Below are 11,129 nucleotides of genomic sequence, written 5' to 3'. Positions count from 1 at the left end.
TGCGCAGTGTCAAAGCTGACATGACTAATACATGAGATGGCTGATGCTCGCCGTCCGGTCAGGCAGCTGCCCCCTGCAGGACTCACAGCAGTTGTATGCCACCCGTCATCCGAGACGTCAGTCGGCCTCATCCAGACCGGAACAATCTGGACGTGACGTCCGGCTGGCATTGCCGTGATCGAAATGGCGGCTAGTGACACGACTGTTGGGTCTACCCCATCGACCGGGCGCGGGACAAGCCACGTTGATCGGCTGACGGAATTTTCGGCGGTTCCGGCTTAGAACCCCTCGTAGGAGGCCCCCCAGATGCCCCGGAGCTGCTGCTCGGCCTTGGCGGTCTCGTGCACGGCCTCCGCGTCGGTGCGGACGTAGAACGCAGCATCGAGGGCAACCATGTGGGCGGCCTCGGCCAGGTCGGCATCGACGCCGGCAGCGTGCAGACTCTGACGAAGATCCGCCTTCTGGGACTCGCCCATCTCCATGCCGTGCTCCTTGGCCCATTCGGCGGACAGCTGGTATTCGTCCGGGGACCGTGGAGCTTCGAATGCCGGCGGGTTCTCGGGCTGCGAAGCGTCGGGCTCGTCGGCGCCAGCGATCACGTGGTTCAGCTCCGTGAGCCTCGCCCACTCTTTGCCCTGAGGGTTCATGGCGGCGGCGGTGAAGGCCTTGTCACTCACCAGGGACGCACGTTCGGCCTGTGCGCTCTCGGGGGTCAGCGGTGCTTCCATGTCTTCCCTCAGTGGTAGACGAAGAGGTCGGCGAGCGGGGCGTCCGGGTCTTCGTTGATGTAGTCGATGAGTCCGTCGACCACGACGCTGATGCCGTCGAGCATCTGGTTTCGGTCGAGGAGCTTGTCGACATCGAAGATCACGCTGCACGCGGTGGAGCACGGACCGACGACGGGGCTGCGCGCCACGGTGCGGGGATCGGTCTCGCGGTTTCCGGCGAACATGTAGGTGTTGCTGACTTCCTGGCGCTCGTTGGTCATACGCCGGCCGATCGTCAGGCCGTTGAGATTGCGGGTCCAGAACCCTTCCCAGGCGAGCCCGGCCGGATAGTCCAGGAACGGTGCCGATCGCTCGGCGATGCGGGCTTTCATCGCGGTGAGCAGCGTCACCAGCTCCAGCCTGGTGTGGATCTGGTCCGTGTTCACGATGACGGCTGCTTCCTTGCCTCCGATGGAAGGTCCGCCCCAGACGCCGTGGAAGTCGTCCTCACCCAAGGTGACGTTGAGGGCGCGGTCGATCGCGCCGCAGAGTGCCCAGGTACTCATGTGTCTCTCCTTTAAAGACCAAACCGGCTGAGGAAGCCGCCGGAACGCTTGACGCCCAAGAAGGACGCGAGGGATTCGATGGAGGGCCCGCCCGGCATGGGCTTGCCGTTGGGACCGCGGCGCTGCTGGCGTGCGACGGTCTGGCGGAAGCGGCCCTCGATGCGGGCGATGACGGCCGGGGCGCCGAGCGTGCTGCCGGCGGGGGTGTTGCCGATCTGCAGGCGGTGGGCTTCCTCGAATGCGGCCAGGACTTCGCCGTGCAGCACCGCGGCACGTTCCATGGCTTCCTCGAACTTCAGGGCGGCCTGCATCGCGTGCTCGTGCGCAGCCTTCGCCTTCGCCTCGGCCTTCTCCCGGGCGTCCCGGGTCTTGCGATCGGTCGCCGCCTCTTCATGGCGCTGGGCGGCGGCCAGGCTGGCCTGCGTGCGGGTGATCTCGGCATCAAGGGTCTGGAGCTTCTGCCAGGCAGCCTCGCTGTCGTCGCCGGCCGCGGTCACGTCTTCGAAGTCCCGGGCAGCGACGAAGCGGGCGTCCCGGAGTTCTTCGAGGCGGGTTTGGAATTGGGTGGTGGTGTTCATGGAGTCCTTTCGGTCAAAGGTCGATCACGGCCGTGCGGATGCCCAGCTCGTGAGACAGGTCTTGGAGGGCGGCATTGCGGCCGGTGAGGTACTGGCGCTGTTCTGAGTCGTTCAGCCGATGCGGCAGATCGGGCAGCCACTCGATCACCGCGGAGACCACGGCGCCGGGGCCGGGCTTCGGGATGGACAGCACGCACGTGCGGCTGCCGACCTTCCACGAGCGGGTCAAGGCGGCTTCAGCGCTCATCGCCACCTCCCGCACACACCACGTTGACGCGTTGACAGACTTGACGGTCAAGGCTCGTCAACGCCGTCAAGGCGTCAACGCTCGTCAATACTGTCAATGCAGTAAAGAAAGAGTTAGGAGCCTGCATACCAGACCCCTTCCTTACAGCTGACCAGCCCGGCCTGGGCCATACGGCGCAGCCGCTGGTGCGCTGCCTGCTTGGAGACCGTGAGTGCTGCGCCCAGCTGGGTGGGCGTCATGCCCCCGCCGATGTCCAGATGCTTCAGCACCTGCGCGTCTGCGTCGCTGTAGGTCGGACCGTCGACCAGTTGCCACGATCCGTCAGAGCGCTCCAGCCTGAACTCGTCTTCCTCGCGCTCCCAGTCTCGGCCGTGAACGTGCAGGGTGAATTCGCCGATGCCCTTGCGGCTGAGGATCCAGATCCCATCGGCGGCGCCAGCGATTGCGGCGGAGCCGTTGATGCTGTCGACGGGATCGTCGGTGGCTGCCTTGCGCTTGTGGTGCACGCAGACGATAGACAGCCCGGGTCGGTCCCGGCACAGCTGCTGTAGGGGCGCCAGCGCCTCATAGTCGGCTGCGTAGGCGTTCTGCTTGCCGCCACCAGCATCGCGGAAGCGCTGCAGCGTGTCGATCACGACAAGTCGGATCTGCGGGTCGGCTTCGACCGCGTTGGCGATGGCGTCCACGCCGAGCAGCCCCCGGGGCCAGTCCGTGGCGTACAGCAGCGCGCCAGGCTCCAGCGCCGTGATCCCGGCCTGTTCGAGCTTGCGGCGGAGGCGGCGCTCGTTCGTCTCCAGGTCGATCATCAGCGCCTTGCCGCGCGGAACCCTGGAGCCCCAGAATTCACCGCCACCTGCCAGCGCCACCGCCACCTGCAGGATCAAAGTCGACTTGCCGATCTTGGGATTCGCGACCAGCAGCGTGAGCCCGTCGGGGAGCCAGCCGGGAATGACGTAACGCACCGGCTCCGGCGCCGTCTCCATCAGCGCGGCGGCATCCATGATGCGGGGGGCGTTCGACACCAGCGACGCCTCCGCGCGACGGCGCTCGCGCTGCACAACGGCACGCCGCCCGCCATGGGATTCCACCTGAGCATCAAGCGCTTCGAGCGTTGCGGCGGGTGACTTCATGCTCGCACCTCGTCTCGAATCAACGCGATGCGCGCTGCCGCGGTGAGCAGCCGTTCGAAGTCCACGAGCTCGCCTTTCGCCATGTCGGACGCACTCAGTAGAACCAAGGCGGTTTCACTGTCGAGCACGTCGAGCGCCTGAGTCGCGGTGATGAGACGGCGGCGTTTCAGCGGCGGGCCCGAGCTATCGCGCGGCGGGAACAGGTCTTCCAGCTCCAGGCCGACCGCGTTCGCGATCTGCTCGGGGCCACAACCCTCCTTCCAGCACTTCAGCAGCACCGCACCGGTGTCGCCCACGCCGATCGAGAGCGTCGACCGATTTCGGCCACCGCACACCGGACAGGCGCAGCGCCAGCGGTCGGGCCCGTTCGGCTTCGGGTCGTCCAGCCGGGAGAGAAGCGCGTCGACGCTCACTCAGCGGCTCCGATCCTCGTGAGCCATTCGTCGACGGCGCGCTCGTTCGGCAGGATGGCGTGCATCCCCCATTCAAGCTGTGCGCCAAGGTAAGTGTCGTCTGCCAACCGCTCCAGAACGAACCCCTTGCGCGCGGCAAGGGCTTGCCGGCGCGCTAGCTCCTTGACGCGCTCGACTGTCGCCTGCGCCGGATCGACGGCGCTGATGATGGCGAACTGCTCCCGATACATGGCAGTCAGCTCTTGCAGCTCGGTGTTCCCGCTCACAGCATGCTCCCCGCAGGAACGGCGTTGCGCTCACGCACACGGGCGGCGAGCCACTGGGCTACGCCGTCACGCGGGTAGAGGTATCGGTTGCCGGCGCGGACGTAGGGCGGTCCGTTGCCGCGCTTGCGCCAGGACTCCTCGGTGCCGTCCTTGACATCGCAGAGGAGCTGGAGGTCTTGCTCGGTCAGGCAATCCAGCCGATCAACCAGCGCAGTCAGCCGGGCAGGGGACTCGACTTCGGGTGCTTGCATCTTGATCCTCTCTCGTGGTCTTTGCACCATCCGGACATCGGAGGGTGCATAGAGGGAGAGGATCGGCGGCGCGATCGGGCTACGCCATTTTTCTACCCACTTTTCAAGCGCAGCCGGGGGGTGGCCAGCCACTTTCGATGCTCGGCAGCGGTGAGCGGCAAGTCATGATGAAAGATCAAGTCAGATCCTTCCGGTTCTGGTTCCACCCATTCGCCCTCGTTTCGTATGAGCAAGTCGGCCAGCTCGGCAAGCGACTTCCCTCGACTTGCAATCGGCATGCTTTGACGCCGCCCATCAACAAGGTATCTCGATGGGCTCTTCCAGATGCAATCGCGTTCGCGTGCGCGAATTTCTGGCATGCACTTCGCGTAGATCTGGCAGATACGCTCCCCCGACAGCGCCAGGCCATGGGCGTCGCCTCGGCCTAGCAGCTTGCGAGCACTGGCGGCGACGGCCATGTCCGCATAGCCGCCGCCGCTGTGGTTGGGGGGACACTTTCTCGGGAAGCCCCACATCAACAGGGTGTGCATCGTCTTCGCGATCGCGATATCTGCCGCTGCGACGCGAGGGTTGCTCGCGTTCGAAGGCCGGCCGCGGCGCCTAGTTGCCACACTCAGCTATGCCGGATTTCCGCAGCGGCGCTAGACGCCGGTCGAATGGGGATCACATTCGATACCGGCTCTTCCTCCGGTGGTGGAACGAACACCATGATGTCGTCGTAACTCAGGTTTGTGTACGCATCGCCGTTTGCCGGGACGAGCCCAGCGCAAAGTGTTCCAAGGTAATCACCAAGCGCCGCCGAGAATCCTTCGATCAGTTCTGGTCGAGATATCAGTTCGGCGACCAATGGGCGGAGGTAGATGTTCAGATCCACTCCTCCGCGTATATCCGCTTCAATCCAGAAGCCCCCAGATACATCCTCTCCGGCTACTTCCGCTGCGGCCTGCCGTTCTGCCTCGCGCAACATCTCGTCCATCAGCGCGACGCCGGCCATAAACGAGGTGGGGTCAGTCATTGAGGGCCTCCACTTCGCCTTCGTTGAGGAAGGGGGCGAACCAGTCAGCGGCGCCGCCGCATTGCTGAACTCCCCCGGTGATCTTGATGCCGCTGTCGGCCAGATAGCCGATCTGAAGCATGAGCTGCAGCCCCGCTGACGCCTCTGCACTCAGCTCGGCCGATTCCATCGTTTCCGAGGCCGTGTGCGCGAGCGATGCGATCTCTCGAAGAATCGCCGCCACGCGAGGATCGGTCGATCCGACGCTGTTAGTCTCTTGGGTGGACATGAAACACCTCTCTAGTAGGTGGGTTGTGGTGAGGCCGGCCGGGTGGTCTCAAGCACCCGGTTCGGCCGCTTTGTCATGCCGCCTTGAAGGGCAGCACCTTGTCGCCACGCCGGGGAGGGCGGGGCGGTTTCTCTGCAGGCTTCAGTGCGGCATGCACGTCGGCCGGCTTGATGTCGGTGTAGCGGCGCAACATCGCCCAGGTCTTGTGCCCGGTGAGCAGCGCGACGCGCGGGATGTCGAGGCCCATGCGGAACAGATCCGCGGTCGCCCTGTGCCGCAGGTCGTGGAAGTGCAGATCGATGATCGGCGGCTCCAGCGCCTGGCAGGCGCGCGTGAAGGCTGTTGACACCGAGGCCGCGCGCACGCCGAAGATGGCGCCCTCGGTGCGGTCCTCGATCATCGGCTCGACGATCGCCCAGGCTGCGGCGAGCAGCGGCACAGTCTGATCGTTCCCGCTCTTGTTGCGCGGATCCTTGCGGTCGCGGATCACGACGGTGCGGCCCTCGCGGTCGACATCCTCCACCTGCAGGCGGCAGATCTCGTCCTGACGCATCGCGGTGGCCAGCGCGAAGCGGCACAGTGTCACCATGTCGATGCGCTGGCGCGGGTTGCCCTGCCAGTGGGCGTAGAGGCGCGCCAGCTCGTCGTCCGTGGGCTCGCGGTCACGCTCGCGGCTGCGGGTCGTCAGGCCGCGGTGCTTCAGGCTCTCGCGCGCCTCCAGCGCCAGGCGCTCCGGCACGTCAAGGTGCCGCGCGTGCCGCGCCCACTTCAGCACGGCCGACAGGAACGACAGGTCGCCCGCGATCGTGACGCCGCCGGCGCCGGCTTCGATGCGCCGGTCTATGAAGTCGCGCAGGGTCACCGCGTTGAGGGATGCCAGGCGCACCTTGCCGAGCTGCAGCTTCAGCATCGCCAGGGTCGCCTCCTTAGTCTTGCCGGGCGACTGGTTCGTCATCTCGACGTACTTGTCGATCAGGTCGCCGACCGTCGCCCCCTTGGGGACAGGCGCGAAGCCGCCTGCCGCGATGTGGTGCGCCTGCGACTCGACGCCTGAGGCCCAGTCCTTGGCCTCGCGCTTCGTCGGGAAGGTCGCCGCCCGGTAGACGCCGCCGCGCCTGACCTGCGCGCGCCATTTGCCTGAGGGTAGCTGGGAGAATGTGGGCATGTGTGCAGGGCTCCGTGTGCACTTCGTGTGTGTCCTATCGAGCCCTAAATCTACACCTCTTGACCCCTTCGTGTGCGCCTCGTGTGCACTAAGTTCTGCACACGTACCATTTATGTTAGTGACTGATTACGTGGAACATCAGGAAAAACATGGCTTTTCACCGTGGCGACTAAGTGTTGCCCCGATGATGGACTGGACCGATCGACATTGCCGTCACTTCCATCGCCTGCTCTCGCGCCACACCCGGCTCTATACCGAGATGGTCACCACCGGAGCCCTGTTGCACGGCGATGTGCCGAGGCATCTGGACTTCGGCCCCGAGGAGCACCCGGTGGCGCTGCAGCTGGGCGGCAGCGAGCCGGAGGATCTGGCCGCCTGCGCGAAGCTCGGCGAGCGCTGGGGCTACGACGAGATCAACCTCAATTGCGGCTGTCCCAGCGAGCGTGTGCAACGTGGCGCCTTCGGCGCCTGCCTGATGGCCGAGCCCGACCTGGTGGCAGACGGCGTGAAGGCGATGCGTGACGCGGTGGGCATCCCGGTGACCGTGAAGCACCGCATCGGCATTGACCGAACCGAGAGCTACGGGTTCGTGCGCGATTTCATCGGCACCGTGGCAGCGGCCGGCTGCGAGGTGTTCATCGTCCACGCACGCAATGCCTGGCTCAAGGGCCTCAGCCCGAAGGAGAACCGCGAACTGCCACCGCTGCGCCACGAGTGGGTCTACCGCCTCAAGCGCGATTTCCCGGCCTTGACGATCGTGCTGAACGGCGGCGTCAAGACCCACGACGAGATCGCCACGCACCTGGCGCAGGTCGATGGCGTGATGCTCGGGCGTGAGGCCTACCACCATCCCTGGCTGATGGCTGATTGGGATGTGCGCTTCTTCGGCGACGCGCCACTCGAGCGAGACCGTGCCGACATCGAGGCGGCGATGGTGCGCTACATGGAGCTTCAGCGGCTGCAGGGCGAGCCCTGGTCGCGCGTATCGCGCCACATGCTCGGCCTGTGGAACGGTATGTCCGGCGCCCGGCGCTGGCGGCAGGTCTGGTCGGATCATCGGCTCAAGAACGAGCCGCCGGAGGTGGTGTCGGCGCTGGCGCGCCGCCGGCCGACGGTGGACGAGGTCGCGGCGGCGGCTTGACGGCGCCGCAGGCCTTTCAGTTCAGTACGCGGCGTTCCGCTGCACCGGCCAGGTTGCCAGTACCACCCCGGCCAGCGCCAGGGCGAAGGCGCCGAGCTGGATGCCGCTGACGTGCTCGCCCAGCAGCAGAACGCCAATGGCGGCGGCGCTGATCGGCAGCAGCACCGTGAACACGCCAGCCGACGACGCCGGCACGTGTTTCAGGCCCGTCATCCACAGCCACACCGTCGCCATGCTGGCTGCGAGTGCGTAGAACAGCAGCAGCACCCAGACGCCGCCGCGCACCGCCGAGAAGTCGAACTGCCACGCTTGCCATAGGCCGAACGGCGTCACCAGTGCCAGGCCCCACAGGTTCACCAGCGCGCTGATGCGGCGTGCGCTCACCTGGCCGGTGAGCTGCTTGCCGATCACCACGTAGAGCGCCTCGCAGAACACGGCACCGAGCAGCAGCGCGTTGCCGAGCAGTGAACTCCCGCCGCCGTCGGGCCCGGCCTGGGCCAGTGAAACCAGCGCGATCCCGGCCACCGCGCAGCCGATGCCGCCCAGCACGCGTGGCGCAATGCGCTCTCGCAGTCCGACCCACGACAGCAGGGCCACCACGGCCGGCAGCGCGGCCATGATCACGCCGGCCGCCAGCGCCGAACTCAAAGCCACGCCGAACAGCATGCACACCGAAAACAGGAAGTTGCCGAAGAAGGCCTCGAGGAACAGCAGCCAGCGGTCGCGTCGGCTCAGCCGCGGCTCGTCGGCGGTCCGATGCACCCAGTGCACCATCGCGATGGCCGCGATGCCAAAGCGCAGCCAGGCCAGCAGCAGAACCGGGAACACCGCGACCAGCAGCTTCGACAGGCCGACATAGCTGCCGACCAGCGCCATGCTGGCGCCGAGGCTGGCATACGCCCACCACGGCGCGCGGTGGGCAGCACTCGTGGGGGTGGGCCGCCCGAGGCTCACGCGCAGCAGGAGGCGTGCGCAGCCGGCCTCACGCCGACCACGCCGCCCGGTTGCTCTGCCAGCGCCAGGCGTCGGCGCACATCTGGTCGAGGTCGCGGCGGGTGCGCCAGCCCAGCCGTTGCAGCGCGAGCGCCGGGTCGGCCCAGCAGGCCGCCACGTCGCCGGGCCGGCGATCGACGATGCGGTAGGGCACCGGGCGGCCGCTGGCCTTCTCGAAGGCGGCCACCATGTCCAGCACCGAGACGCCCAGGCCGGTACCCAGGTTCACCGTCAACAGGCCGGGTTCGCGGGCCAGGCTGTCGAGGGCGGCGACGTGGCCCTCGGCGAGGTCCATCACGTGGATGTAGTCGCGCACGCCGGTGCCGTCGGGCGTCGGGTAGTCGCCGCCGAACACCTGCAGCTGCGGCCGCTGGCCCACGGCCACCTGGGCGACGTAGGGCATCAGGTTGTTCGGGATGCCCGAGGGGTCTTCGCCGATCTGGCCGCTCTCGTGGGCGCCGACCGGGTTGAAGTAGCGCAGCCGCGCGATGCGCCACTGCGGCTCGGATTTCGACAGGTCGGCGAGGATCTGCTCGACCATCAGCTTGGTCCAGCCGTAGGGGTTGGTGGCCGACAGCGGGAAGTCCTCGCGGATCGGTACCGACGCCGGGTCGCCGTAGACGGTGGCGGAGGACGAGAACACCAGCGTGTGCACCGCGGCGCGGCGCATCGCCTCCAGCAGCCGCAGGGTGCCGGTGATGTTGTTCTCGTAGTAGGCCAGCGGCTTCTGTACCGACTCGCCCACCGCCTTCAGCGCCGCGAAGTGGATCACCGCACGGATCGGGTACTGCGCGAACACGCGGTCCAGGGTGGCGGCATCGCGCACGTCGCCCTCCACGAAAGCGGGCCGCTTGCCGCACAGCGGCGCCAGGCGGTCGAGCACGTCGCGCTGGCTGTTGACGAGGTTGTCGAGGATGACGAAATCATGGCCCGCATTCGCCAGCGCCACGCTGGTGTGCGAGCCGATGAAGCCTGTGCCGCCGGTCACGAGTATCAATTGCTGCTCCCTGTCGAACGTCGAGGGCCCATCGCGACAGACCAACCGCAGCGAAAGGCAACGGGGCATTGTGCCGGGCCGTCGATTGTGTCAATGTGGCAAAAGTCAGCCTTGGGGCATGGCACTTGCTCCCAGGTTCGGCCTCCACCCATTCCGGGTGGTCTTGTTGCCTCAGGGGAGCCCCATGAACGAACGCTTTTTCCAGCTCGGCACGGCGCTACGCGCGCTGGCCGTGGTCGCATGGATCGGTCTCGGCGCGCCGTCCGTCCACGCGCAGGTCGCGGTGGCCAAGCCGCAGGTGGTGGTGCTCGCCACCGGGGGCACGATCGCCGGCGCGGGCGCGGCCGCCACCAACAGCGCGTCCTACCAGGCGGCCAAGGTACCGGTCGACAAGCTGATCGCCGGCGTACCCGAGCTGGCCGACGTGGCCCAGGTGCGCGGCGAGCAGGTGTTCCAGATCGCCTCGGAGAGCTTCACCAACGAGAAGCTGGTGCAGCTCGGCAAGCGGGTCTCGCAACTGGTGCGCGACCCGGCGGTGAACGGCATCGTCATCACCCACGGCACCGACACGCTGGAAGAGACGGCCTTCTTCCTCAAACTGGTGATCCGCAGCGACAAGCCGGTGGTCGTGGTGGGCTCGATGCGGCCCGGCACGGCGATGTCGGCCGACGGCATGCTCAACCTCTACAACGCGGTGGTGGTCGCGGCCGACCCGACCTCGCGCGGCAAGGGTGTGCTGGTGGCGATGAGCGACGAGATCCATTCGGGCCGTGACGTCGCCAAGCGCATCAACATCAAGACCAGCGCCTTCGGCAGCCAGTGGGGGCCGCTCGGCATGTCGGTGGAGGGCAAGACCTTCTGGTTCCGCCTGCCGGCCAAGCGCCACACCGTGAACAGCGAGTTCGACATCGAGAGCATCGAGACGCTGCCCGAGGTGGCCATCGTCTACGGCTACGGCAACATGACGACGGAGCTGTACGACGCGGCGCTGCGCTCGGGCGCCAAGGCGGTGGTCAATGCCGGCACCGGCAACGGCTCGGTGCCGAACTACGCGGTAGAGAAGCTCAGGAGCGTGCGCGCCCAGGGCGTGCAGGTCATCCGCTCCTCGCGCGTGGCCGACGGCTTCGTGATCCGCAATGCCGAGCAGCCCGACGACAAGTACGACTGGGTCGTCGCGCACGATCTGAACCCGCAGAAGGCCAAGATCCTGGCCGCGGTCGCGCTGACGCGCGGCGTGAGCTCGCAGGATCTGCAGCGGATCTTCTGGGAGTACTGAGGAGCCCGCCAACGGTCTGCGGCGCCGCAGCTCAGGCCGCCCCGGCGGCTGGCGATCCGGCGACCATGCGGCTGGCCAGGGCGTCGGCGCGCCGGAGCAAGGCGGCGAGCGGCAGG

16 protein-coding genes are annotated in these 11,129 nt (G+C 67.1%); 2 read left to right on the top strand and 14 right to left on the bottom strand.

The features are described 5' to 3' along the window. Nucleotides 1-278 precede the first annotated feature (278 nt). From Y694_RS16345 to Y694_RS16300, 12 genes are all read right to left on the bottom strand, one after another. Complete coding sequence (locus Y694_RS16345; protein WP_036234392.1) at nt 279-728, bottom strand: hypothetical protein; 450 nt, start codon at nt 726-728, stop codon at nt 279-281. Nucleotides 729-736: 8 nt separating this feature from the next. Further along, entirely contained in the window at nt 737-1,273 is a 537-nt protein-coding gene (locus Y694_RS16340) for a hypothetical protein (protein WP_036234390.1), read from the bottom strand. Between the two features lie 11 nt (nt 1,274-1,284). Continuing rightward, a complete protein-coding gene (locus Y694_RS16335) occupies nt 1,285-1,851 on the bottom strand; it encodes a hypothetical protein (protein ID WP_036234388.1) in 567 nt (188 codons plus the stop codon). Between the two features lie 13 nt (nt 1,852-1,864). Then, nucleotides 1,865-2,098 carry a hypothetical protein gene (locus tag Y694_RS16330; protein ID WP_036234387.1) on the bottom strand — a complete coding sequence of 78 codons (234 nt, stop codon included), beginning with the start codon at nt 2,096-2,098 and terminating at the stop codon, nt 1,865-1,867. 113 nt (nt 2,099-2,211) lie between these two features. Beyond that, nucleotides 2,212-3,228 carry an AAA family ATPase gene (locus tag Y694_RS16325; RefSeq protein ID WP_036249841.1) on the bottom strand — a complete coding sequence of 339 codons (1,017 nt, stop codon included), beginning with the start codon at nt 3,226-3,228 and terminating at the stop codon, nt 2,212-2,214. After that, the gene (locus Y694_RS16320; protein WP_036234383.1) at nt 3,225-3,641 is read right to left on the bottom strand and encodes a hypothetical protein; all 417 of its coding nucleotides are present in this window, start codon (nt 3,639-3,641) and stop codon (nt 3,225-3,227) included. Before Y694_RS16320 ends, Y694_RS16325 begins: the two co-directional genes overlap by 4 nt. Next, nucleotides 3,638-3,907: a hypothetical protein gene (locus Y694_RS16315; RefSeq protein ID WP_036234381.1), complete on the bottom strand. Its 270-nt coding sequence runs from the start codon at nt 3,905-3,907 to the stop codon at nt 3,638-3,640. Before Y694_RS16315 ends, Y694_RS16320 begins: the two co-directional genes overlap by 4 nt. Then, nucleotides 3,904-4,158, bottom strand: coding sequence for a hypothetical protein (locus tag Y694_RS16310; protein WP_036234377.1), 255 nt, complete (start codon nt 4,156-4,158; stop codon nt 3,904-3,906). The genes Y694_RS16315 and Y694_RS16310 overlap by 4 nt, the downstream gene beginning before the upstream one ends. Nucleotides 4,159-4,250: 92 nt before the next feature. After that, complete coding sequence (locus Y694_RS24390) at nt 4,251-4,688, bottom strand: hypothetical protein (protein WP_152543567.1); 438 nt, start codon at nt 4,686-4,688, stop codon at nt 4,251-4,253. Between the two features lie 83 nt (nt 4,689-4,771). Continuing rightward, nucleotides 4,772-5,173, bottom strand: a complete 402-nt coding sequence (locus tag Y694_RS24385) for a hypothetical protein (protein ID WP_152543568.1) — start codon at nt 5,171-5,173, stop codon at nt 4,772-4,774. Then, entirely contained in the window at nt 5,166-5,441 is a 276-nt protein-coding gene (locus tag Y694_RS16305) for a hypothetical protein (protein ID WP_152543569.1), read from the bottom strand. Before Y694_RS16305 ends, Y694_RS24385 begins: the two co-directional genes overlap by 8 nt. Before the next feature lie 73 nt (nt 5,442-5,514). After that, nucleotides 5,515-6,606, bottom strand: coding sequence for a site-specific integrase (locus tag Y694_RS16300; protein WP_051495841.1), 1,092 nt, complete (start codon nt 6,604-6,606; stop codon nt 5,515-5,517). Nucleotides 6,607-6,790: 184 nt separating this feature from the next. Here Y694_RS16300 and dusA point away from each other — a divergent pair, with 184 nt between their 5' ends. After that, nucleotides 6,791-7,747: a tRNA dihydrouridine(20/20a) synthase DusA gene (gene dusA, locus Y694_RS16295; RefSeq protein ID WP_036234371.1), complete on the top strand. Its 957-nt coding sequence runs from the start codon at nt 6,791-6,793 to the stop codon at nt 7,745-7,747. 21 nt (nt 7,748-7,768) lie between these two features. Here dusA and Y694_RS16290 read toward each other — a convergent pair whose 3' ends face one another. Continuing rightward, complete coding sequence (locus Y694_RS16290) at nt 7,769-8,623, bottom strand: DMT family transporter (RefSeq protein WP_036234368.1); 855 nt, start codon at nt 8,621-8,623, stop codon at nt 7,769-7,771. A gap of 106 nt (nt 8,624-8,729) precedes the next feature. Beyond that, nucleotides 8,730-9,737 (bottom strand): UDP-glucose 4-epimerase GalE, encoded by a 1,008-nt coding sequence (gene galE, locus Y694_RS16285; protein WP_036234365.1) that lies wholly within the window; start codon nt 9,735-9,737, stop codon nt 8,730-8,732. Between the two features lie 184 nt (nt 9,738-9,921). On the opposite strand from galE, the gene Y694_RS16280 reads away from it, so the two are divergent. Next, on the top strand, nt 9,922-11,013 hold the full coding sequence (locus Y694_RS16280; protein ID WP_036234364.1) for a type II asparaginase: 1,092 nt from the start codon (nt 9,922-9,924) through the stop codon (nt 11,011-11,013). Nucleotides 11,014-11,129 lie beyond the last annotated feature (116 nt).

Source organism: Methylibium sp. T29-B (assembly GCF_000576225.1).
In the GTDB taxonomy this organism is placed as follows: domain Bacteria; phylum Pseudomonadota; class Gammaproteobacteria; order Burkholderiales; family Burkholderiaceae_C; genus Methylibium; species Methylibium petroleiphilum.
Note: the sequence above shows the minus strand (reverse complement) of the source record. Positions and strands in the feature narration are given on the sequence as shown.

Excerpts from the sequence above, each read along its gene's own strand:
- Y694_RS16345 (WP_036234392.1), bottom strand. The coding sequence starts at position 728 with ATGGAAGCACCGCTGACCCCCGAGAGCGCACAGGCCGAACGTGCGTCC.
- Y694_RS16340 (WP_036234390.1), bottom strand. The coding sequence starts at position 1,273 with ATGAGTACCTGGGCACTCTGCGGCGCGATCGACCGCGCCCTCAACGTC.
- Y694_RS16335 (WP_036234388.1), bottom strand. The coding sequence starts at position 1,851 with ATGAACACCACCACCCAATTCCAAACCCGCCTCGAAGAACTCCGGGAC.
- Y694_RS16330 (WP_036234387.1), bottom strand. The coding sequence starts at position 2,098 with ATGAGCGCTGAAGCCGCCTTGACCCGCTCGTGGAAGGTCGGCAGCCGC.
- Y694_RS16325 (WP_036249841.1), bottom strand. The coding sequence starts at position 3,228 with ATGAAGTCACCCGCCGCAACGCTCGAAGCGCTTGATGCTCAGGTGGAA.
- Y694_RS16310 (WP_036234377.1), bottom strand. The coding sequence starts at position 4,158 with ATGCAAGCACCCGAAGTCGAGTCCCCTGCCCGGCTGACTGCGCTGGTT.
- Y694_RS24390 (WP_152543567.1), bottom strand. The coding sequence starts at position 4,688 with ATGCACACCCTGTTGATGTGGGGCTTCCCGAGAAAGTGTCCCCCCAAC.
- Y694_RS24385 (WP_152543568.1), bottom strand. The coding sequence starts at position 5,173 with ATGACTGACCCCACCTCGTTTATGGCCGGCGTCGCGCTGATGGACGAG.
- Y694_RS16305 (WP_152543569.1), bottom strand. The coding sequence starts at position 5,441 with ATGTCCACCCAAGAGACTAACAGCGTCGGATCGACCGATCCTCGCGTG.
- Y694_RS16300 (WP_051495841.1), bottom strand. The coding sequence starts at position 6,606 with ATGCCCACATTCTCCCAGCTACCCTCAGGCAAATGGCGCGCGCAGGTC.
- dusA (WP_036234371.1), top strand. The coding sequence starts at position 6,791 with ATGATGGACTGGACCGATCGACATTGCCGTCACTTCCATCGCCTGCTC.
- Y694_RS16290 (WP_036234368.1), bottom strand. The coding sequence starts at position 8,623 with ATGGCGCTGGTCGGCAGCTATGTCGGCCTGTCGAAGCTGCTGGTCGCG.
- Y694_RS16280 (WP_036234364.1), top strand. The coding sequence starts at position 9,922 with ATGAACGAACGCTTTTTCCAGCTCGGCACGGCGCTACGCGCGCTGGCC.